Annotated in this window: 21 protein-coding genes; 14 read left to right on the top strand and 7 right to left on the bottom strand. The window is 39.9% G+C overall.

Annotated features, from left to right (window positions below):
* The 6 genes from VB693_RS25585 to VB693_RS25560 form a co-directional block, all read left to right on the top strand.
* A partial coding sequence (locus VB693_RS25585) for a DNA methyltransferase (protein WP_323268702.1) occupies window positions 1-2,368 on the top strand: 2,368 nt, incomplete at its 5' end.
* A gap of 6 nt (window positions 2,369-2,374) precedes the next feature.
* Entirely contained in the window at window positions 2,375-2,857 is a 483-nt protein-coding gene (locus VB693_RS25580) for an Rpn family recombination-promoting nuclease/putative transposase (protein ID WP_323268705.1), read from the top strand.
* A gap of 208 nt (window positions 2,858-3,065) precedes the next feature.
* Entirely contained in the window at window positions 3,066-4,760 is a 1,695-nt protein-coding gene (locus VB693_RS25575) for an ABC-F family ATP-binding cassette domain-containing protein (RefSeq protein WP_323268701.1), read from the top strand.
* A 211-nt stretch (window positions 4,761-4,971) separates the two neighbouring features.
* A complete protein-coding gene (gene gpmI / locus VB693_RS25570; protein ID WP_323268700.1) occupies window positions 4,972-6,570 on the top strand; it encodes a 2,3-bisphosphoglycerate-independent phosphoglycerate mutase in 1,599 nt (532 codons plus the stop codon).
* A 146-nt stretch (window positions 6,571-6,716) separates the two neighbouring features.
* Complete coding sequence (gene secG, locus VB693_RS25565) at window positions 6,717-6,950, top strand: preprotein translocase subunit SecG (RefSeq protein ID WP_190710024.1); 234 nt, start codon at window positions 6,717-6,719, stop codon at window positions 6,948-6,950.
* Between the two features lie 26 nt (window positions 6,951-6,976).
* Window positions 6,977-7,825 carry a peptidase gene (locus VB693_RS25560; RefSeq protein WP_323268699.1) on the top strand — a complete coding sequence of 283 codons (849 nt, stop codon included), beginning with the start codon at window positions 6,977-6,979 and terminating at the stop codon, window positions 7,823-7,825.
* Between the two features lie 51 nt (window positions 7,826-7,876).
* Here the strand turns inward: VB693_RS25560 and VB693_RS25555 are convergent, their stop codons facing one another.
* The 6 genes from VB693_RS25555 to VB693_RS25530 all read right to left on the bottom strand — a co-directional run bounded on the left by VB693_RS25555 (window position 7,877) and on the right by VB693_RS25530 (window position 15,064).
* Window positions 7,877-8,503 (bottom strand): Uma2 family endonuclease, encoded by a 627-nt coding sequence (locus VB693_RS25555; RefSeq protein WP_323268698.1) that lies wholly within the window; start codon window positions 8,501-8,503, stop codon window positions 7,877-7,879.
* Between the two features lie 280 nt (window positions 8,504-8,783).
* The gene (locus tag VB693_RS25550; RefSeq protein WP_323268697.1) at window positions 8,784-9,932 is read right to left on the bottom strand and encodes a glycosyltransferase family 4 protein; all 1,149 of its coding nucleotides are present in this window, start codon (window positions 9,930-9,932) and stop codon (window positions 8,784-8,786) included.
* A gap of 361 nt (window positions 9,933-10,293) precedes the next feature.
* Window positions 10,294-11,910, bottom strand: a complete 1,617-nt coding sequence (locus tag VB693_RS25545; RefSeq protein WP_416233426.1) for an MFS transporter — start codon at window positions 11,908-11,910, stop codon at window positions 10,294-10,296.
* Window positions 11,894-12,880: a DNA repair protein RecO gene (gene recO / locus VB693_RS25540; protein WP_323268696.1), complete on the bottom strand. Its 987-nt coding sequence runs from the start codon at window positions 12,878-12,880 to the stop codon at window positions 11,894-11,896. Before recO ends, VB693_RS25545 begins: the two co-directional genes overlap by 17 nt.
* A 77-nt stretch (window positions 12,881-12,957) precedes the next feature.
* A complete protein-coding gene (gene deoC, locus VB693_RS25535; RefSeq protein ID WP_323268695.1) occupies window positions 12,958-13,638 on the bottom strand; it encodes a deoxyribose-phosphate aldolase in 681 nt (226 codons plus the stop codon).
* A 280-nt stretch (window positions 13,639-13,918) separates the two neighbouring features.
* On the bottom strand, window positions 13,919-15,064 hold the full coding sequence (locus tag VB693_RS25530) for a DNA cytosine methyltransferase (RefSeq protein ID WP_323268694.1): 1,146 nt from the start codon (window positions 15,062-15,064) through the stop codon (window positions 13,919-13,921).
* A 447-nt stretch (window positions 15,065-15,511) separates the two neighbouring features.
* Between VB693_RS25530 and VB693_RS25525 the strand changes: the two genes are divergently transcribed.
* The 8 genes from VB693_RS25525 (at window position 15,512) to VB693_RS25490 (ending at window position 21,428) form a co-directional block, all read left to right on the top strand.
* Window positions 15,512-15,847, top strand: coding sequence for a cation:proton antiporter subunit C (locus VB693_RS25525; protein WP_190710038.1), 336 nt, complete (start codon window positions 15,512-15,514; stop codon window positions 15,845-15,847).
* Window positions 15,844-17,277 (top strand): cation:proton antiporter, encoded by a 1,434-nt coding sequence (locus tag VB693_RS25520; RefSeq protein WP_323268693.1) that lies wholly within the window; start codon window positions 15,844-15,846, stop codon window positions 17,275-17,277. The genes VB693_RS25525 and VB693_RS25520 overlap by 4 nt, the downstream gene beginning before the upstream one ends.
* The gene (locus VB693_RS25515; protein ID WP_323268692.1) at window positions 17,274-17,660 is read left to right on the top strand and encodes a Na+/H+ antiporter subunit E; all 387 of its coding nucleotides are present in this window, start codon (window positions 17,274-17,276) and stop codon (window positions 17,658-17,660) included. Before VB693_RS25520 ends, VB693_RS25515 begins: the two co-directional genes overlap by 4 nt.
* Complete coding sequence (locus VB693_RS25510; RefSeq protein ID WP_237991522.1) at window positions 17,657-17,914, top strand: hypothetical protein; 258 nt, start codon at window positions 17,657-17,659, stop codon at window positions 17,912-17,914. The genes VB693_RS25515 and VB693_RS25510 overlap by 4 nt, the downstream gene beginning before the upstream one ends.
* Window positions 17,911-18,189, top strand: coding sequence for a monovalent cation/H(+) antiporter subunit G (locus tag VB693_RS25505; protein ID WP_323268691.1), 279 nt, complete (start codon window positions 17,911-17,913; stop codon window positions 18,187-18,189). The genes VB693_RS25510 and VB693_RS25505 overlap by 4 nt, the downstream gene beginning before the upstream one ends.
* A complete protein-coding gene (locus VB693_RS25500) occupies window positions 18,182-18,766 on the top strand; it encodes a DUF4040 domain-containing protein (RefSeq protein WP_323268690.1) in 585 nt (194 codons plus the stop codon). Before VB693_RS25505 ends, VB693_RS25500 begins: the two co-directional genes overlap by 8 nt.
* Window positions 18,763-19,425, top strand: a complete 663-nt coding sequence (locus VB693_RS25495; protein WP_323268689.1) for a Na(+)/H(+) antiporter subunit B — start codon at window positions 18,763-18,765, stop codon at window positions 19,423-19,425. The genes VB693_RS25500 and VB693_RS25495 overlap by 4 nt, the downstream gene beginning before the upstream one ends.
* 188 nt (window positions 19,426-19,613) lie before the next feature.
* A complete protein-coding gene (locus tag VB693_RS25490) occupies window positions 19,614-21,428 on the top strand; it encodes an AAA family ATPase (RefSeq protein WP_323268688.1) in 1,815 nt (604 codons plus the stop codon).
* 8 nt (window positions 21,429-21,436) lie between these two features.
* Here VB693_RS25490 and VB693_RS25485 read toward each other — a convergent pair whose 3' ends face one another.
* Window positions 21,437-21,703 (bottom strand): ribbon-helix-helix domain-containing protein, encoded by a 267-nt coding sequence (locus tag VB693_RS25485; RefSeq protein WP_323268687.1) that lies wholly within the window; start codon window positions 21,701-21,703, stop codon window positions 21,437-21,439.
* Between the last annotated feature and the right edge of the window lie 166 nt (window positions 21,704-21,869).

Genomic DNA, 21,869 nt, shown 5'->3' with positions numbered 1-21,869 from the left:
TGTCATTCTCTGCAATTTTGATGAGTTTTGGATTTTTAATTTTGATATTCAATTAGATACCCCTGTAGATGTAATTCCTATAGAGCAGCTACCAGAAAGGGCTGGAGCATTTGGATTTATGGAATTAGGGGAAAAAACTCCTATTTTCTGTAACAATCAGGTAGAGGTGACAGAACGGGCTGCACGGCGCATGGGTGAGCTGTTGCTGGAACTGGAAAAACGCAAAATAGAGAAGTTAACAGCACAGCGATTTATTCTGCAATGTGTGTTAGCAATGTTTGCAGAAGATAGACAACTTTTACCCCGTGATATGTTTATTTCTTGCGTTGAAGATTGTATTAATGGGGGAAGTTCTTATGATGTTCTAGGTGGTTTATTTCGGGAAATGAATCAGCCAGGAATTACCCCTGCTGGGCGTTATCAGGGAGTAGATTATTTTAATGGTGGGTTATTTTCGGTTATTCATCCTATTGAATTAAGCAAAGAAGAATTAAATTTTTTGGAGTTGTCAGCTAAGGAGAACTGGAGTAAAGTACGTCCAGCGATTTTTGGTAATTTATTTGAAAGTACGATAGATACAATAGAGCGTCACGCTAGAGGAATTCACTACACCTCGGAAGTGGATATTATGAAAATTGTTCGTCCAACTATTAGCCGTTATTGGGAAGAAAGAATAGAAGCGGCTAATACAATTGGGGAACTATCGACACTGCAATTAGAATTACAAAGTTATCGCGTACTTGATCCGGCTTGTGGTTCTGGAAATTTTCTCTACATTGCATATCAGGAACTCAAGCGGATTGAAATTGTGTTGCTGGATAAGATTTCACAGCGTCGTAGATCAGAAGATAAACAAATGCAAATGGGATTTGTCACGCCATTAAATTTTTTTGGTATGGATACAAATCCTTTTGCGGTGGAATTGGCTAGGGTAACGCTAATGATTGCGCGGAAGATTGCTATTGATAACTTAAAATTGACTGAGCCTGCTTTACCTTTGGATAGTTTGGATAACAATATTGTTTGTCAGGATGCACTATTTAGTAAATGGGTGAAGGCTGATGCAATTATTGGTAATCCTCCATTTTTGGGTGGTAAGCACATGAGAATGGTTTTAGGTGATGAATATATTGATAGAGTTTTTCAAAGGTTTACTGATGTTAAAGACTCTGTAGATTTTTGCGCGTATTGGTTTCGGTTGGCGCATGAACATATTGACGAAAAAGGTAGAGCAGGATTAGTTGCTACTAATTCTATTAGTCAAGGTAAAAGTAGAATAGCTGCGTTAGATTACATTACTCAAAATGGCGGTTATATTCATGAGGCTGTTTCTACTCAAATTTGGTCAGGTGAAGCCAAGGTTCATGTAAGTATTGTTAATTGGAGGAAAAATAAACCCCAGAAATATTATTTAGATTATCAGATAGTTTCACAGATAAATTCTTCACTAAAATCTACGATTGATGTTTCTCAAGCTGTCAGATTAAAAGCCAACTTAAATAAATGCTTTCAAGGTGTAATTCCCGTTGGTGAAGGATTTATAGTTACTGAACAGCAGGTACAAGAATGGATTAAAGCTGATGCAAAAAATCAAGAAGTATTAAAGCTGTTTTCAATGGGTGCAAATCTGGCTAAAAATCCGCATGGTAATCCTGAACGGTGGATTATTGATTTTAATGATATGAGTATTGAGGAGGCTAGTGATTATCGATTACCTTTTGAACATATTAAAGTTTATGTTAAACCACAACGAGATAATAACCGCCGTGAAGTCACTAGGATTAATTGGTGGAAATATGGTGAAAAAAGACCAGCTATGAGGAAGGCTTTATTATCTCTATCTTGTTATTTCACTGTTCCTAGAGTTTCAAAATGGGCTATATTTATTCTTGCCCCTCTGAACTGGCTACCAGGCGATAAATCAGTTGTGGTTACAACTGATGATTTCTATATTTTCGGTATTCTCTCATCTCACATTCATCGTATTTGGATGAATGCTCAAAAATCTACGTTAGAAGACAGAACAGCCTACACTCACAATACCTGTTTTGAAACTTTCCCCTTTCCTCAAACCCCAGATGCTAAATTAATTCAACAAATTCGCGCTAAAGCTGAAGAAATCCACCAATACCGCACGCAACAAATGGAGTCAAAACAGTGGGGAATCACTACACTCTACAACAAGTTTTTTGATGAACCAACTAGCCAGCTTTATAAACTGCATCAACAGTTAGATAAATTAGTCATGCAAGCTTACATTTTTAATGTTAATGATGATATTTTAGAGAAACTGCTGATGTTGAATTTAGAATTGGCTGAGAAAGAAAAACAAGGAATATATATTGTTGGTGCTTGCTCTCCAGTTTAAGAAAAAATAAAAGAAAAAGTCAGGCGTATTTACCTTGATGAATTAAGTGAAACAACATCCCTGCCAATTGGTATTGCAACTGTCAAACTAATCGTGACATCTGAAGATATAGCAATCATACAAGCTAGGGATTTGGTAGAAAGAACAAGATCAGAAATCAACTCACCACTAAAACAACAGCAATTATTACAATTAATAGAGACGATCGTATTGTACAAGTTGCCGAAAATCACTAAAGAGGAGATGGAGGAAATGTTTAGCATCAGTGAATTAAGGAATACCAGATATTTTCAGGATGTTTTTCAAGAAGGCAGAGAAGAAGGCAGAGAAGAAGGTGAGCGTATAGGTAAGTACAAAGCAGTACCACCAATGTTGGCAGCAGGTTTGACAGTGGAACAAATAGCACAAGCTTTAGACTTGAGTGTGGAGGAAGTACAACAGGCTGCACAAAAAATACAGGGGACAGGGGATAGAAAAGAGGGAAAGTAAGTTTTGCTTTGATTCGTAGCGGGTGGTGCAATTCTCAAAGGAAGAATTGAGCAAATGGCTTTCCCAATTGCTAAAACAGGACTATCCTTCGTCTAAAAAGAGTTTCTCAAGACGAATTGTTGGTTAATTTTTGTTAATATTAGACACAGTGCAGGTGCTTCGTCCGCAACTATCCATAATTCCTAAATTCCTAACTGAGAGAAACTTGATGCTGCGACTAGAACATATTAGTAAAATTTATCCTACAGGCGAAGTTCTCAAAGATATCAACTGGGAAGTCAAACCAGGCGATCGCATTGGGTTAGTCGGTGTTAACGGTGCGGGAAAATCCACCCAACTGAAAATTATCACCGGGGAAATTGAACCGACGGCTGGCGAAATTATTCGTCCGGCTAGCTTGCATATAGCTTACCTGAATCAAGAATTTGAAGTAGACCCAGGCCGCACAGTTAGAGAAGAATTTTGGACTGTATTTAACGAGGCTAACCAAGCACAGCTAGCCTTGACACAGGTACAGCGCGACATGGAAAAGGCGACGCTAGAAGAACTCGATCCGCTAATTAATAAATTAGACCGATTGCAGCGTCAGTTTGAAGCTTTAGACGGCTACGGTTTAGAGGCACGCATCGGCAAGATTCTACCAGAAATGGGATTTGAGCAAGAAGATAGCGATCGCCTCGTGAGTGGTTTCTCTGGTGGTTGGCAAATGCGGATGAGTTTGGGTAAAATCCTCCTGCAAAAGCCAGATGTTTTACTGCTGGATGAACCAACTAACCACCTGGATTTAGAAACGATTGAGTGGCTAGAAAATTACCTGAAAAAGCTGACTACTCCAATGGTGATAGTTTCCCATGACCGGGAATTTCTTGACCGCCTCTGTACCCAAGTTGTAGAAACTGAACGCGGTGTTTCTAGCACCTACCTGGGGAACTATTCGGCTTACCTACAACAAAAAGCTGAAAGTCAACTAGCGCAACTGAGTGCTTACGAACGCCAGCAAAAAGAAATCGAAAAACAACAGACTTTTGTAGATAGATTCCGCGCCAGTGCTACCCGCAGCACCCAAGCAAAAAGCCGCGAAAAGCAACTCGATAAAATCGAACGCATCGAAGCACCGATAGAAGGAGTAAGAACCCTACATTTCCGCTTTCCTCCCGCACCTCGTAGCGGACGCGAGGTAGTGAAAATGAAGGATTTAACTCATACCTACGGTGATAAGATTTTGTTTTTGGGTGCGAATCTCTTAATTGAAAGAGGCGATCGCATTGCTTTCTTAGGCCCCAACGGTGCAGGAAAATCTACAATCCTGCGGATGATTATGGGTTTAGAAACACCCACAGATGGCAATGTAGAACTAGGTGAACACAACGTTATTCCTGGTTACTTTGAGCAGAACCAAGCCGAGGCTTTGGACTTACAAAAAACTGTCATGGAAACCATCCATGATGAAGTTCCTGACTGGGATAATCAAGAAGTCCGCACACTCTTAGGACGCTTCTTATTTACTGGAGATACGGTATTTAAAGCAGTCGGTGCATTGAGTGGGGGAGAAAAAGCGCGACTGGCTTTAGCAAAGATGCTGTTGCGTCCAGCGAACTTAATTATTCTAGATGAGCCTACTAACCACCTAGACATTCCCGCCAAGGAAATGTTAGAGGAAGCACTGCAAAATTATGACGGGACAGCGATTGTAGTTTCTCACGACCGTTATTTTATTTCTCAAATAGCCAATAAAATCGTGGAAATTCGTGATGGCGATTTTCGTGTCTATTTGGGAGACTATCACTATTATTTGACAAAAATTGCCGAAGAGAAAGAAGAAGCAAGACTGGCTGCGATCGCTGCGGAAAAAGCGGCGAAAAAATCCGCTAAATCTGCCAAATCGGCTGCCAAAAAGAAATAAGACAATAATTGAGTAGTAGCATTTTCAGGCTGCTACTCAATTATTTGGTGGCTGGTTTATCACAAAATATATGCAACAGTTACTAAGATTAAAAAAAAGCTAAAAAACATAGAATTATTTCATAAAAAAACTTAATAAGCAAAAATTCACTTGCGGTGGTATTTAGCAGTGGTATCATTCGGGTATTACAAAAAGTAAAGGGCAATTTATTATGACCAAAGCACCTGTTGCTCCTGTGGTGCTAGTCATTTTAGACGGATGGGGCTACTGCGAGGAGAAGCGAGGAAATGCTATTGCTGCGTCTAAAACTCCCGTTATGGGCAGTCTATGGGCAGCTTATCCGCGTACCCTCATCCACACATCAGGGAAAGCCGTAGGATTGCCAGAAGGTCAAATGGGTAACTCAGAAGTTGGTCATTTGAACATTGGTGCTGGACGGGTTGTACCGCAAGAATTGGTACGTATCTCTGATGCAGTGGAAGATGGTTCTATCCTCAGCAACTCAGCTCTTGTCAAAATTTGCCAGGAAGTTCGCTCTCGAAATGGCAAACTGCACTTAGTTGGGCTTTGTTCTGAGGGTGGTGTACACTCGCATATCACCCATCTGTTTGGACTACTTGACTTAGCCAAAGAACAGCGAATTTCAGAAGTTTGTATTCACGCCATCACCGATGGCCGTGACACTGCACCAACAGACGGTATCAAGGCAATCACCGCCTTAGAAGATTACATAGACAATGTAGGAATTGGACGCATAGTTACCCTCAGTGGTCGTTACTACGCGATGGATCGCGATCGCCGTTGGGATCGAGTCCAAAAAGCCTACGATGTCATGACCCAAGATGGCACGGGGGATGGTCGCAAAGCTGTAGATGTCCTCAAAGCATCCTATGCTGAAGGGGTGACAGACGAGTTTATCATACCTGTTCGTCTCGCTCCCGGTGCAGTCGCACCAGAAGATGGGGTGATATTCTTTAACTTCCGCCCCGATCGCTCCAGACAACTGACTCAAGCCCTTGTCAGTCCTGAATTTACAGGTTTTACCAGGAAACAAATCAAACCTCTGTCCTTGGTGACATTTACGCAGTACGATTCTGATTTACCAGTACCTGTAGCCTTTGAGCCGCAGAACTTGAGTAATATTCTGGGTGAAGTCATCGCCAACCACGGTTTAAAGCAGTTTCGCACCGCCGAAACCGAAAAATACGCCCACGTCACCTATTTCTTCAACGGTGGCTTGGAAGAACCATTTGCTGGGGAAGACCGGGAATTAGTCAGCAGTCCAATGGTAGCGACTTACGACAAAGCTCCGGCTATGTCAGCAGCAGCCGTCACCGATACAGCGATCGCCGCCATTAAGCAGGGTATCTACTCTCTCGTGGTGATTAACTATGCTAACCCAGATATGGTAGGGCATACTGGTCAAATGGATGCTACTGTCACCGCAGTTGAAACAGTAGATCGCTGTTTAGGTCGTCTGTTAGAAGGTGTGAGCAAAGCAGGCGGTACAACAATTATTACCGCCGACCACGGCAACGCTGAGTATATGCTAGATGAAGCAGGTAATTCCTGGACGGCGCACACAACTAACCCTGTACCGTTAATTTTAGTGGAAGGAGAGAAGGTCAAAATCCCTGGATGTGGTACAAATGTCGAACTACGCAGCGATGGCAAACTAGCCGACATAGCCCCCACCATTCTAGAGATTTTACAGCTACCCCAACCACCAGAAATGACCGGGCGATCGCTGCTACAAACAGCAGAGTATGACGTGCAACGCTCTCGCACTCCTATGCCAGTAGGATTATGATAGGGGACAGGTGACAGGGGAAAATCAGCTACTCCTTATGGGTAGGGTTTTAATCTAACCTGTGAGCTACGAGAAAACAGTTAACATTAAGTTGTTGACTGTTTTCTGACTGTGTTTTAAAACTTCTGATCAAAGAGATTCTTATTATGACAGTTACTAGTATCGTGCAATTTATTTGGGCTGGTTCTGCCCTTGGTCTGATTATTTTAGTATTACTTCATAGCCCCAAAGGGGATGGTATTGGTGCAATTGGTGGACAAGCCCAGTTGTTTAGCAGCACCAAAAGCGCAGAAAATACTTTAAACCGCATTACTTGGGCGTTAACAGTAATTTTCATGGGTTTAACAGTGGTGTTAAGTGCTGGTTGGCTCACTAAGTAAAAATCAAATCAGCAGGAGATAGGTAGATGGGAATGAAGATTAAACACCCAAAACCTAATACCCTGAAAAATTTAATGACAAAGCAGTTACTAGCAGCCCTTGTCTTAGCTATCAGCACAGGATTGCTAGTTATTTTTATTAATCTTCATTTCACATTAGCTACACCTTCTAGCCTGTGGGATCAATCCGGTTTGGATCAGATAATTTGCGAAAATAATCACACCTGTAGAGACGTTGCATTGCAACGTCTCTACATTTCTCAATCCAAAATCCATTCCTTACCGCCTACACTCACAAAATGGGAAGATAGCACAAATAGCGGTGACTACTTCTCCCAAGTCACAAAAACTGAAGTAGGTTATTTAGTGTGGTCAAAATTTCCCATTACAGTTCAAATTCAACGACCAACAGGAATCAACAACCAACAAGCTCAAGTATGGGTTGATAATGTCTTACAGACCGTGCAAGAGTGGAATAATTATTTGCCTTTAAAAGTAGTAGAACAGCCAGAAATTGCTGATATTACAATTGAGCGCAAAACCCCACCTCTGGAGTTTTCCCGTGACCAGAAAATCCCTCGTGCGCGTTCTGCTCTAACCAGCTATGAGCTATACACTCTTCATCATGTTTTATTACACCGCTTCAGTATTTTATTAAGTCCCAGCCAGACTGGTCGTCATCTTTTAGCTGCTTCGCGTCACGAACTCGGTCACGCTTTGGGAATTTGGGGTCATAGTTCACTAGAAATTGATGCGCTTTACTTTTCTCAAGTCCGCAACTCACCACCAATTTCTCCCAGAGATGTAAATACTTTGAAAAGAGTTTATCAGCAGCCAACTAGTTTGGGTTGGGCTTTAGAAATTTCTAAAAAATAAGACGATCTCCAAACTAATTTAATAGAACCATCATTGATGATCGCTCTTTCATCACTCAATAACACAGTGAAAAATTTTCTCAACAGTTAGATTTAAACTTAAGAATGTTGGGGATTCTATACGGTCATCTCCTCTAAACTGTTTACCACGATATTCTCCCTCATCACTTAAAGAGTAAATTGTGATTGTTGGCTGTTTGGGGTCGCCTATTAACTCCTTACTACCCAAAGCTGCATAATCTACAATCCAATATTCTTGGATACCCATTTCTTCATAGTCAGCAAACTTTTTATGATAATCATCTCTCCAATTAGTACTGACAACTTCAATCACTAATGGGATTGAACTTGGGTGACTAAGGATTGATTGTTTATCCCACAGTGGTTCATTTCTCAAGTTAGAAAAATTCATTAATAAAACATCTGGATAGTACCCTGATGTTTTATTTTCTGGTTTTACTGTAGCTGTTTTAGGTATACCGTAATTAAGTTTGAGACGAAGACACTCATAGCCTAGGATCATTGTTAAAAATGCTACTATTTGTTCATGTTTCCCCGGTGGTGGCGGCATTTGAATAATATCTCCATCGTGTAATTCATAGCGAACAGTTTCTGGTTGTGTTGCCAAAAAATCTAAAAATTCATCAAATGTAAATACTTTTTCTAGAGATTGTGCCATTGTTTCTACGTTGGTTTAAGTAGGAATAAAAAGTTATGAAGGTGCGTCAGTATGAATATTTTTTTGGTGTGGCTGGGGTTTCCCCTACTGACGCACCCTATATTTTGGATTTTTTTATTTGTAAGTCCTTTGTAGATGAATACAATTCAGTTAATGCTATATTCAGTAGCAATACTGATTAAAAATTTTAATTTATCGGCGTACCCTGCGGGAAGACTTCGTCTATATCGGCGGTTAATTATTCTTATGTGATATTTCCCATCGCCGACATCTTCAATTTTTAAGCACCCCATTTGAGTTTTACAGGTCGCTGTGCTAAAACTTCTTGATAAAGTTCTTCTAAATGAGTAATATTTTTACTGAGAGTATAAAGGTCTAATACGCGTTTTCTGGCTTTTTGCCCCAGTAGAGTTGTTAACTCAGGATGGTCTTGGAATAATGGTAACAGCGTGCGTAACTGCGATCGCACTGTTTTAGGATTTAAGACTACCCCTGCGCCTTTTTCCAATACTTCTCCATCTGCACCTACATCTGTAGCTATACAGGCTAAACCACAAGCCATCGCCTCTAATAGTGATAGGGATAAACCTTCTACTAAAGAGGGCAAAATAAATCCATCTGCACCCCGTAAAATGTTGATCCGCCGTTCTTCATCAGCAACAAATCCCAACCAAATAACACCGGAGTCAGCACCATAAAATGGTTCTAAAGAAGTTCTTAAAGGGCCATCACCAACCATTAACAACTTACTACCCGCCGCCATATTGGCTTGCTTCCAAGCTCTCAGCAGTGATTCTACATTTTTTTCTGGGGCTAGTCTTCCTTGATAAACAAATAAACGTTCTGCTTTAAATTCTGCTTTAACTGTAGAATATCCAGGAGAATATCTATCAATATCTACACCGTTGGGAATAACTGCGATTTTTTTCTCCCGCACACCCATATTAGCTAACAATTCTCGCTGAATTTGAGAAAACACAATCACTCGATGGTAGTTATCCAAAAAAGGCGCATAGAGTTGATAAGCCAAAAGTTGTGTTCCTGAGATTAGCTTTGCGCCTTTACCTGCGAATGGTGTATGAAACGTCGCAATGAGAGGTAAACTTAACTGGTCACAAATTTCTGGTAGAAAAAAGTCCAGGGGAGATAAAGTCAAAGAAGCGTGAACAATATCTGGTTGAATTTCCCTGAGTGACTCAGTTAATACCTTTGTGGCTTTGAAAGTGGGGATGGTGTAAACCTGTGACTTATAAAGGAAGGGTAAGGAAACTTCCTGGCAATTTGGCCAATTGTGGGCTTCAGAGTCTTCTTGAGCAAAGTGAAGAAAGCTAACTTGATGGTCTCTATCTAATAAGGCGTTGGTAATTTCTCTACTGTAAGTGACGTTGCCACAAAAGGGTGATTTTTTTCCAATCCAGGCTATACGCATTCTTTATCAGCTATCAGAAGATCGGGGTTGATTATTTATTTTGAATTTTTGTTTGTTGTATCTTATCTTTACTTGCTGGTTGTTTACTTAGCATATATTTTCACTATAAATTAGCCGTAAAACCAAACTTTATGTTTACAAAAGTAGGTAATTTATGGACTTATTTATTGTGTTTTTGAGATGTACAGAAAAGTACATTTACAACAAAGTAATCTGGATAATATCAAATTGATAGCCAGCAAGTTTATAATCAGATTTTCCTGACATAAGTTTAGCATGAAAGCTTTTGCTTTCAGTTAATGTGCGATCGCCTTTAATTTACGCCTTTTACTTGTGCATCACTTTGGCTAAGTATCTGATGTTAATCGCGGGAGTTATACCAAGTCAAAATACCGCCGGAAATGACGATCGCAGATAATCCCATAAACACGGCTCTTAAACCAACAAAAGTTTCTGCTACCCCTGCTAATGCTAAGGGTAGAGACAAGGCAATATTAACGACATTATTTTGTAACCCAAAGACTTTACCACGCATTTCGGGCAAGGTTTCGGTTTGAATAGCTGTCTGCATGGGGATACCTACCAAAGCCCCAAACACACCCAGTAGTGCTACCAAAAGTAACACAGCCCATAGTTGGGTTGTAAACAGCGATAGACCCAACAAAGATGCTGCCATACCAATACAACCAAATAGACTTAGTTGACTATAAGAAAAGCGTTGACCGAACTGACCAATTATTGTAGCTCCAACAGCAATTCCCACACCGCCAGCAGCTAGTAAAAAGCCGAACTGAGAAGCTTTTAAGTTAGGAATAATTTCTGCCATGCGAACAGCTAAAACTGTTAAGGCGGCAAAGACAGAAAATAAAATCATTAATTGTAGTAAAGCATTACGGACACGAGAATTCTCTTTGAGATAGCGCAACCCATCTTGCAAGTCAGAAAATACATGAGGAAACTCGGTTTCTGGCGCGTGGGTTTTTTCGTTAGTGACTAACAGTAGCAAAATGATACTAGCGATCGCATAACTACCACCAACTAAAAGTTCTTTCCCCAATCCATTATTACCAACAAGTTGCGCCCAAATACTATCTGCCAAGGCTAATAGCGGTTCTCCCACCGCAAACCCTACGATTACCGATGCCATCATCGTTGTCGTATATAAGGAATTAGCTGACAGTAAATCCTGTTCCTTCACCACCAGAGGAATTGCTGCCTGTTCTGCTGGGGCAAAAAATTGGGTTAATGTAGATACTAAAAAAGTCACACCTAAAATAATGGCAAAGCCTACAGGTATCATCCCTATCGGTTGCCAATCATGAGTCAACCACAACAGTAAGGGAATCGCTAACACCAAAATACCTCGCCAAGCATTGGTAGCTACTAACACAGCTTTTTTTGACCAGCGATCGACAAATACACCCGCTACAGAACCAAACAGCACGGCGGGAATAGTAAAAGCCATCATCAATGCTGACACCCAACCACTGATGCTTTGATTACTGCCTTGAAACTCAGAGTTAATCAAAGCAATCATCAGTACCAAATAAACTTTGTCGGCGAGTTGGCAAAAAACCTGACCACCCCAAAGCGCAAGGAAATTGTGGTTTTGGAATACAGATGCAAACCCCTGCTGTTTCATAGTTCCGGATGTTGCTTCCCCACCAGCACCAGAATTATCTGTACTAGTCAACGTTGGCTTACTACTGTATCCATTCCTTTGGTTAACAGCATCATCTGATTCAATATCAGTTAATGACGCTGGTAAATCAGTTTTTGGAATTTCCGATGTCCAACTTTTATCTTGTGTAGAAATGTCTGGTGAAGACATCTCTTGGTTGTTGGTGTGACTAGGAAGAGAATGAGGAACAACACTCAAATAATTTGGCGCAGTTGGAGCTGATGCCCTATTCTGGGTTCTGGCGTGAGTGGGTGACAACGGCAGAATCTTCTTATCAAAATCAGACGGTTGCATCATGATGGTTGGCAGCAAAATAAGAATCGATGAGAATAGCGGAGCGAATAGGGCGACCTAAATGATACTGAGCATACTGGCGCAAAATCTGCTCTACAGATAACCAGCTTTCATCTCTAGTGGTGCTAATTTGCATTATCTCTGGTTGTGAGAGCTGTTGGAGCATATTAAGTTCAATAGAATTTAAACGCACAGAAATTACTGGAATTTCTTGTCGATGTATAACTATTTGGTAGTCAGGTTTTGGAGATTGGGGATTGGAGACTGGGGACTGGGGACTGGGGACTGGGGATTGGGGATTGGGGATTAGGGATTGGGGATTGGGGACTGGGGATTGGGTCAAAGTTCTTCTTCCTTGCTCCCCTGCTCTCCTGTTGGCTTCTTTTCGTAAATTGTCCCAAGCTTCTAAACAAATAATTCCACCAGTAGGGATGCTAAAACCTACCTGCCAGTTGGGATTTGTTAGGTCTGGAGTGAGGGAGCGTTGAGTTAAACAACAGGTTTGGACTTGTGGGGTGAGTCCTGCTAAGGCTAAGAGGTGAAAAACGGCATGAGCTAGGGAGGCGAGGATGTTAGATGGCTCTGTTTTAGGTGAAGATTCCAAACGCTGGAGATGTTCATTGAGTAATTCATATAGTTCTTCTTGGGGATGTTCACTCAATGCCTGACAAAGAACTATTTCTGCGAGATACTGACTTGCAGCTAATTTTCCCAAATCTTGGGACAAACCTGGATAAGTTTTTACTGTTTGAGCTTGAGTGATTTTATCGAGCGATCGCCCTTTGGCAATTAGTAGTTCATTAACTACAAACATCCCACTTCTACCACCAAGACTAGAATTGTGCTTACGTGAGCCTGGGGCAACGGCTCGAATCAAACCAAATTCTCGTGTTAATATCGTCACTATTCTATCTGATTCGCCCAGCACCTGGCTTTTGAGATTAATACCAGTTGCTTTATAGGTTCTACTCATTAGTCATTAGTCCTTAATCATTAGTCATTAGTCATTAGTCATTAGTGAAGCCAAAAATAAATGACAAATGACCAAGACTATCCACCTTTTCCCATGCGATCGCGCTGGTGGATCAAATCGACACTACGAGATGTGCCTAATCTAGTAGCACCCGCTAATATTAAGTCTAAAGCTTGCTCAATCGTACTAATCCCCCCAGAGGCTTTAATTCCTACTCTGTCTCGTGCTATTTCCTTCAATAGACGCACATCTCCTACAGTCGCTCCACCACTCCAACCTGTACTGGTTTTTAAGAATGCTGCTCCTGCATCCATAGCGATTTCGGCTGCGAGTTTTTTTTCCGCATCCGTCAGGAGGTTAGTTTCCAAAACGACCTTCACTGTCTGTCCTGTCGCTTCACAAATTTCGGCAATTTCTCGGTGAATTGCCTCAGTGTTGCCAATTTTCACCCAACCTAAATTGATCACTACATCTAACTCTGTAGCCCCATTTTCCGCAGCTTCTTGAGCCTCATACAACTTGACAGCCGCAGTTGTTGCTCCCGTGGGAAAACCAATTACCGTACAAACGTTAGGTTTTTTGCCATGCAGAAGTTCTGCGGCTTGTTTTACATAAACAGGGTAAACACAAACTGACGCAAAATTAAATCTGTCTGCTTGTTCACACCATTGCTCAACCTGCTCTGGAGTTGCTGTTGGGTCTAACAGGGCATGATCGATCAATGGCGCGATATCAATGTCTGGATAGTCTGCTGCCATCGTATTTTTTACCAACGAAGATTATAAACCTTTATAAAAAAATAAGATTCTTCTTATAAATTAAATCACATCTATTTCGAGTGTAGCCTGAAAACCGACAAAGGGCTGAGTCCTATGGCAATCCTATTTAATTTTTGAGAATTGGGAAAATTCAGAACCCTGCTTTTTCGTAAAAACAGGGGTTCTTGTGCCTTACGAATGATTTAGGCTGATTAGATATAGAAAATTATTGAGTATTACAGTAAAAATCCAGTATTTTAATTAACAAGCCGGGGCAAATTCAGTAACCACCAGAGGACAAGAAATCAAAAATTGTTCGAGCTAATGCTTTCGATGCCAAATATGGCACACCATTACCTATAGTTTTAAACATATTTGTAAGTGACATATTTTCTGGCAGAACAAAATTCTCAGGTAAAGATTGTATTGCTAAAGCTTCTGCCACAGAAATCCGCCTTGCTTTGTAGGGATGTAGATGTACTTCATTGTTGCCATAACAAGCAGTAGGAGAATAACGCCATCTATGTAAACGTTTAAAAGATTTCTTAGAATCATCTCCTTCGGCAATAGTAGTAAATCTTTTCATCCCTGCTCTTGGTTTAAAGTAATGGTTAGAGTTAGGATGCTCTGAAACATTATTTTTTCTAAACCAATATTCAACTGTCAGTTCTTGAGGAATACCATCAGGACAAGGCATTACAGAGTCCTCTTCAAATGGTTCATATTGACTCCAAGGGTAAGCAAAAATATTTTCTTGAGGATATATAGTTTGACTTGCCCAAGGAAAATACACTTCCGATAATCCAGAATCATTACTAATCTTTATGGCTATATTCTTGAGGAAATCTTTTCTAAATCCTAATAAAATAATTCTTTCTCTATCTTGAGGTACACCATATTCAATAGCATTAATTAACTTTTCTGTAAATAAATAATCTGCATTTTGTAATTGTATTTTAATAGCTTCAAAAAACAAACGATGTTTCTTTGTTCGCCACAAACCTTTAACATTCTCAAATAGAAAGAAATCTGGTAAATTCTGACAGATTAATTCTACATAAGCTGCCGAAAGCTTACCATTTTCTCCTAAATAGCCCCGATTTTTCCCCCCAATAGAAAAATCAGGGCAAGGTGGCCCACCAATAAAGCCCACAATATTATTTGACTTACGACAATCCTGCACTAATTCCCCAAGACGCTGTGCTTCTAACCCATCAATAAGTTTAGTTATGTCTCCTGTTTCCCCATGATGATATCCGTATGCTGGCAATGGTGATTTCAGCATCTCCCGTGAATAACAATATGCTGCCATGAATGGGGAAAATATTTCATTGACATAAACGATATTAAAACCACTAGTTTCAAAACCTAAATCTAGAAACCCTGAACCAGAGAAGAAGGAGAAAATACAAGGAATCAAACTCATCTTTATATTTTATATGAATAATAAAAATTATCAATTAACTAGAAATCGTGCAGTGAAAATAGTTTGCAGATATTGGCAAAATCATGAAATATAATTTTGCAGTATTAACAAAAGCACGGTAATTTAAGTCTTTTGGCAATCATCAATGATTTACATAAGTTCTTTTGATGATAGCAGAGATGTCGATTAATGGTAAGATTTGTGGACTTAAGAGATTATTTTTGAGTTTCTTGTAGTCTTATAGTTAGTTCAATCTCTTGCTTTAGATACCCAACATCACATATTCTTAATAAATAGCAAAGTGAAGCACCGAAAGTAATGTATGTGTCCAGAAAATCTTCTTAGTTTGCTCAATTAGTACCGAAAAAAGGCACTTCCTTTTGTACTCTTGATACTCTTTTTATTCAAAAATAATTACGCTCTACCCTTACTCAACAGATAATACCCGTGTTAGAAGCTTTTATATTCGCCACAATATTATGCGGCTTTTTCGGCATCATTCTTAAAAAGAACCTGTTGATGAAGATCATCTCAATGGATGTCATGAGTACCGGGGTTATCGCCTATTACGTGCTAATTGCATCACGAGATGGTTTGTTTTCGCCGATTGTTGGCAAAGTTGAAAATGCTGCGTACTCTGATCCAGTTCCCCAAGCAGTGATTTTGACAGCGATCGTCATTGGCTTTTCAATCCAGGCATTAATGCTGGTCGGTGTTATGAAGCTGGCGCGGGATAATCCCACATTGGAAATCAACGAGATTGAGAAGAATAATACGCCATGACTGCCATTACGATCGCCTGGATTGCACTACCATTTTTTCTGGGGTTCTTGATTTTTCTAGTCCCCAAACTCAACCGCCATTTGACACTGTGGGGGTCTATTGCTTCCGCCGCCTATGCATTGCAGTTGTTTGTCGAGCCAACACCCCTCACACTGAAGTTACTCGATAATTTCGGTGTGACGTTGGAAGTAGATCAATTAAGCGGCTACTTTATCTTAACGAATGCACTAGTAACAACTGCGGTGATCATCTACTGTTGGCGCAGTGATAAGAAGGCTTTTTTTTACGCCCAGATGATTATTGTGCATGGTAGCCTGAATGCAGCCTTTGTCTGTGCGGACTTTATTAGTTTGTACGTAGCCTTAGAGGTAAGCGGGATTGCAGCTTTTCTCTTAATTGCCTATCCCCGCAGCGATCGCTCGATTTGGGTGGGTTTGCGTTATCTTTTTGTCAGCAACACAGCCATGCTGTTTTATCTGGTAGGCGCGGTACTGGTTTATCAGACACATCATTCCTTTGGTTTTGCAGGTTTAAAAGGATCACCACCAGAGGCGATCGCCCTCATTTTTCTCGGCCTATTGGGTAAAGCTGGAATATTTGTCTCAGGATTGTGGCTACCCTTAACTCACTCTGAATCCGACACCCCAGTATCAGCTTTACTGTCGGGAGTTGTCGTCAAAGCTAGCGTTTTACCATTATTGCGTTGCGCTGCCATTTCCCCAGAACTTGATACCATAGTCAGAATTTTCGGGGTAGGAACGGCTTTAATGGGAGTGTGCTATGCCGTCTTTGAAAAGGATAGCAAGCGGATGCTAGCCTTTCACACAATTTCCCAGTTAGGTCTTATCCTGGCTGCACCAGAAGTAGGTGGTTTCTATACGCTGACACATGGATTAGTCAAATCATCGCTGTTTCTGAGTGCAGGCGCATTACCCAGCCGCAATTTTAAGGAACTGCAACAAAAGCCAATCGATACAAAAATCTGGATAGCCTTAGTGATAGCCAGCCTTTCCATTTCCGGCTTTCCCTTATTATCTGGGTTTGGGGCGAAAGTGTTGACGATGAAAAACCTGCTACCTTGGCAAGCGATCGCGATGAATGTCACCGCCGTAGGAACAGCCATATCCTTTGCCAAATTTATTTTCCTCCCCCATGCAACCCAAGAAGGACAGACAGTCAAACCAGGTTTTTGGCCAGCACTGATATTGTTACTTGGTGGGCTAGTTGCAGCTAATGTCATCTACCTCCAGGCATATAACATTGCTGACATCATCAAAGCGATCGCCATCATTAGCGGAGGCTGGTTAGCTTATACGTTCATTTTTAAACGGGTAGCTGTCTATCTACCCCGTGTACTGGAAGAATTTGACCATTTAATTGGGGCGATGAGTCTGATTTTAATCCTACTGTTTTGGATGGCACTGGCATGATTGGGCATTTCATATTACGAATGGTAATTTGGCTTCTACTCACCGCTAATGTGAGTTTGACAAATATTCTCATCGGTGTAGCCATTGCCCTGTTATTACCACGTGGTTACACATCTCCTGAAAAATTCAAAGATTGGCTACAGGTATTAGTTAAGACCATTGTGGCGATTCCAGTGGCTTATATTGAAGCCTTTGAAATCATTTTCCGTCCCCATAAACAGGAAGATATGATTCTGGAACGAGTCAAGCCCAAGCGATCGCCGAATCTCATCTTTTTGGATATCTTCATCATTACCTTTACACCCAAAACCATTGTCGTGAATTACCGCGAAGAGGGTTGGTACGAAGTCCACCAGATTCAACGGAGGAAGAAAAAACCATGAACCTGGAAATAGTCATAATTGCCATGATTGTGGCCTTACTCATCCCCATCTATGAAACCTGGAAGAGTGATGATATCTGGCAGATCATGTTGGCTTTTGGCAGCATCTCCAGCAAGATAGCCATCATGATCTTGTTCGTCTCTGTTCTCCGCGATGATTGGATGATTGGGGTGGTGGCGGTGATTATTTTGAGTGTGGGTAATGCTGGCTTAATGCTACTAGCGCAAATACTGAAACGATTAAGTGACGTATGATCAACATTCTTAGTTATACCTGTATATTCATCGGTCTGATTTTCTGGTTTTGGGGAACTGTTCATCTAATTAGCGATCGCTCAGTCTTATTCAAACTGCATGGTCTTTCCGTCGCTGACACTCTCGGCTCAATGCTGATGATCGTTGGATTGCTGCTGAAGATACCCAGTGAATGGCCATTGCTCATCCTTGGCATTATCTCCTTAGCAGTCTGGAATACCATGTTGGGTTACGTATTGGCGCACTGTTCCTATGAAGAGGGTGAACATGAATGATAGCTATATCTATATAATTATTGCCTTATTGCCCTTAGCTGGTGGGATGTTGGTAACTCAAACTAATCCATACCATGCTTTAGTCATTCGTGGCGTATTGGGTGCAGTGGCCGCCTTAGTAGATGCGATTTTAGGCGCGGCAGATGTGGCTTTAACTGAAGCCTTGATGGGTAGTATGCTGGCAACTACCCTCTATGCAGTGGCGGTACGTTCATCAATGGTGATGCGTCTGGGGGTGATCCAGGATGAGTCAATTGAGGCACAAGATAGAGATTGTGAAAAAATCATCGATAATCTACGTACCGTTGTTAACAAACACTATCTGCGGTTAGAAATCGTTCCTTACACGAATACTCAAGCTTTGCAGAGGGCGTTAATCGATAAAGAAGTTCACGCTACCTGTATCTCTACAGCACAAAGTCAGCAGAACGGCGTAGAAGATGGGGACAAAATGCAACCCTATCACACAACAACCAGAATCCAACGCCTTTATGACATCATGCAAACTGAACTTTCTACACCACAAACAATCCTGTCCTATGTAAACGTTTCAGACTTACAGGAGCAGCATTCATGAAATGGATCTACATCGTAGCGGGGATAGCACTGTACGTCAAAATGCTGGTTCTACCCAATCCTGATATCGATTCATCACAGATTTCTATTGTCGAATTGGTCGTCAAAGATAGTGGTGTTCCCAATGCAGTCTCAGGGATTATTTTCCGCAATCGCTTATACGACACCATCTTTGAAGTCGTTGTATTTTCGATCTCAATCTTGGGTGTAAATTTTCTTCTTTCCAATGAGAGTCCGTCCTGCACAATGTATCAGTTCAAAGACCAACCATCTATTGTTCTGGCGCGTTTGGGTGCAACAATCACCGCCTTAGTCGGTATTGAACTAGCGATTCGTGGACATCTCAGTCCGGGTGGTGGTTTTGCGGCTGGCGTAGCTGGTGGAACTGCGATCGGACTAATAGCTATAACTTCATCCTACCCCTGGATGCAGGAAATCTACCAACGTTGGCACGCTGCTAAATGGGAGAAGGTTTCAGTATTACTTTTTATCGTCCTCGCGGTCATCACTCTCACCGGAGTAGAGTTACCACATGGAGAATTAGGGGCTTTGTTTAGTGGTGGTATTCTCCCCATATTAAATATCATCGTCGCCATCAAAGTCGCCTTGGGTTCGTGGGCGGTAGTTTTGATTTTTATTCGTTATCGAGGTTTGTTGTAAAAAAGTCAAAATTCGGTTTTACTCGACTTGTTATGCTAAATTAATAGTCTCGCAGAGGAAAAAATGAATTCTTAACAGTTTTGATAGTAAATTTATTAGCTTTTAACTAAAGGGGATTAAGTCCCCCTTTAATTACCTTATACCTTCTTGATTCAATCAAATATCTGGATTTTTAGATCAATCTCTATATGTATCTAACCGAATTACTAATAGAAAATATAGGCCCAATTAATTTTATAGATTTATCTCTACCATTTCATAATGACGGAAATCCTAAACCTGTTATTTTAGTAGGTACAAATGGTTCAGGAAAAAGCATCTTCCTTTCTTATATTGTTGATGCTTTTACTGAATTTGCTAAATCTGCTTATTCTGATATAGTACCGATTGATGCACAAGGACTACACCCTTACTTTAAAATGGTAAGTCCTACTAATCAAAGAATAGGTTCAGATTTCGGTATTGCTTTATTACAATTTATAATTAAAAATAATAATTATTCTTATATAGAAAAAACAGGTCTTTTGAATTGTCAATCATATTCTAACAAGAGAAGAGAAAGATTTGAGTCTGTTAGTTCATGGAATACAGAAGGGAACTATAAAGAATGTCATCGAGAAGAATTATTATTTCGCACAGCTTTTAAAAACAATGTGATTTCTTATTTTCCTGCTAGTCGGAGAGAAATTCCTCATTGGTTAAATGTTGATAGCATTAGTAATAAAAGTCAAACTAATTTCAAGTTTAGTAGAAATTTAATTAATATTCTAGAGAAACCGATTTTTATTGAAAGCACTGTACAAGAAAATAAGTCTTGGTTGCTTGATGTGTTTATTGATTCAATGCTAGATTTTGAAATCTTAGGAAATCAGATAAATGCTACAGGTAATATCCAGGATAAATATTTATTAAAGCAAGCCAGACGTAATATTGAAGATATACTAAAAAAAATATTAAGAGATGATTCAACTAGATTAGAAGTTAATTATCGAAATAATAGTGATTTCCGTTTATGTATAGTTCAATCAAATAAAGTAGCTATACCAAGTCTAGATCACCTTTCTACAGGTCAATCTATTCTTTTTAATATGTTTACTACTATTATTCGTTATGCTGACAAGGATGATATTCAAAAAAGTATTAGTCTGGCAGATATTTCAGGGATTGTAATCATAGATGAAATAGATTGTCATTTACATGCTGAACTACAATATACAGTCTTACCAAACCTGATAAGGCTTTTTCCAAAAGTGCAGTTTATTGTTACAACCCACTCTCCTCTTTTTCTCCTTGGTATGGAAAAAGAATTTAGTAGCAATGGTATTCAAATAATTGATATGCCTAGTGGTCAAGTCATATCAACTGAAAGATTTTCTGATTTTAAAACTTCATTTGAATATTATAAAAGTACAACAATTTTTGAAGAGGAAGTAAAAAGCAAAATACTTAATGGAACAAAACCTTTAGTTTTAACAGAAGGTGAAACAGATCCTAAATACATTAAAACTGCTCTTGAATTACTGGAATGTCAATTTATATTAGATAGTATTGACATTGAATGGGTTGGTGCTTATAGAGAAAAAGGTAAATCTTTTAATACTGGTGATACAGGTCTGAATAATACGAAAAGTGTTTTTGCAGCAAATCCAGAACTCCTAAAACGAAAACTTCTCTTACTTTATGATTGTGACACTAACAAACCACTTGAAAATCTAGGAATGCTATTAGTTAGAACTATTCCTCAGAATTCTAGTAATAATCGCATCACCGTAGGTATTGAAAATCTTTTCCCTCCAGAGTTAGTTGAAGCTAGGTTTTATAAAACAGAAGAACAAGTAACTAAGTATGGGGAACTAAATAAAATACAAAAATTTCTAAAGAAAGAATTTTGCAAATGGTTATGTGAGGATCGTAAAAATCCTAATGATTTTAAAAATTTTCACCTAGTAATTGAAATATTAAATGAATTTTTAAATATTGATGCCTCAGTAGAAACTGAATAATATATCCATTATCCTCGATTTTCACGGGCTTTGCGTAATTTATCCTCTAGTTGCGCCATCACTACTTGACTATTTAAGACATCTCCACGTTCTGTAGAAGCCAAACCAGCAGCTATTTTTTTATGAGTTTCTTTTTCCCATTCTTGATAACCTTTCTCCCACTCCTCCAGTAGTTTCAATGCTTTCACAATTACATCTTCAGCATTTTCACATCTACCTGTAGCAATTCTGGTTTGTATAAATTGCTCATATTCTGCTTTCAGTTGGATGTTCATAATTTTTACCTATACTTAATTAAGAGCTTTACATAACAACATTTTCTGTTGTCTGTAAAACTCTCTTGTGTGTTATTATTTTCATCTAATTTGTAATGTCTAACCAGAGCTCAGGTTATTAAGCAAAGGCGTAAAGTTTCGCCTTGCGTCTTCCCTGCGGGACGCT

The organism is Anabaena sp. UHCC 0399, assembly GCF_034931465.1.
GTDB lineage: Bacteria > Cyanobacteriota > Cyanobacteriia > Cyanobacteriales > Nostocaceae > Trichormus > Trichormus minutissimus.
The sequence above is the reverse complement of the archived record's forward strand: the minus strand, read 5'-3'. Positions and strand labels throughout refer to the sequence as shown.

Bases quoted from the DNA above. Each gene is read 5' to 3' on its own strand.
- VB693_RS25515 (WP_323268692.1), top strand. From the start codon at position 17,274: ATGATTGGGCATTTCATATTACGAATGGTAATTTGGCTTCTACTCACC.
- VB693_RS25500 (WP_323268690.1), top strand. From the start codon at position 18,182: ATGAATGATAGCTATATCTATATAATTATTGCCTTATTGCCCTTAGCT.
- VB693_RS25520 (WP_323268693.1), top strand. From the start codon at position 15,844: ATGACTGCCATTACGATCGCCTGGATTGCACTACCATTTTTTCTGGGG.
- secG (WP_190710024.1), top strand. From the start codon at position 6,717: ATGACAGTTACTAGTATCGTGCAATTTATTTGGGCTGGTTCTGCCCTT.
- VB693_RS25495 (WP_323268689.1), top strand. From the start codon at position 18,763: ATGAAATGGATCTACATCGTAGCGGGGATAGCACTGTACGTCAAAATG.
- gpmI (WP_323268700.1), top strand. From the start codon at position 4,972: ATGACCAAAGCACCTGTTGCTCCTGTGGTGCTAGTCATTTTAGACGGA.
- VB693_RS25485 (WP_323268687.1), bottom strand. From the start codon at position 21,703: ATGAACATCCAACTGAAAGCAGAATATGAGCAATTTATACAAACCAGA.
- VB693_RS25510 (WP_237991522.1), top strand. From the start codon at position 17,657: ATGAACCTGGAAATAGTCATAATTGCCATGATTGTGGCCTTACTCATC.
- VB693_RS25555 (WP_323268698.1), bottom strand. From the start codon at position 8,503: ATGGCACAATCTCTAGAAAAAGTATTTACATTTGATGAATTTTTAGAT.
- VB693_RS25550 (WP_323268697.1), bottom strand. From the start codon at position 9,932: ATGCGTATAGCCTGGATTGGAAAAAAATCACCCTTTTGTGGCAACGTC.
- VB693_RS25505 (WP_323268691.1), top strand. From the start codon at position 17,911: ATGATCAACATTCTTAGTTATACCTGTATATTCATCGGTCTGATTTTC.
- VB693_RS25560 (WP_323268699.1), top strand. From the start codon at position 6,977: ATGGGAATGAAGATTAAACACCCAAAACCTAATACCCTGAAAAATTTA.
- VB693_RS25575 (WP_323268701.1), top strand. From the start codon at position 3,066: ATGCTGCGACTAGAACATATTAGTAAAATTTATCCTACAGGCGAAGTT.
- VB693_RS25490 (WP_323268688.1), top strand. From the start codon at position 19,614: ATGTATCTAACCGAATTACTAATAGAAAATATAGGCCCAATTAATTTT.
- VB693_RS25545 (WP_416233426.1), bottom strand. From the start codon at position 11,910: ATGATGCAACCGTCTGATTTTGATAAGAAGATTCTGCCGTTGTCACCC.
- VB693_RS25530 (WP_323268694.1), bottom strand. From the start codon at position 15,064: ATGAGTTTGATTCCTTGTATTTTCTCCTTCTTCTCTGGTTCAGGGTTT.
- recO (WP_323268696.1), bottom strand. From the start codon at position 12,880: ATGAGTAGAACCTATAAAGCAACTGGTATTAATCTCAAAAGCCAGGTG.
- deoC (WP_323268695.1), bottom strand. From the start codon at position 13,638: ATGGCAGCAGACTATCCAGACATTGATATCGCGCCATTGATCGATCAT.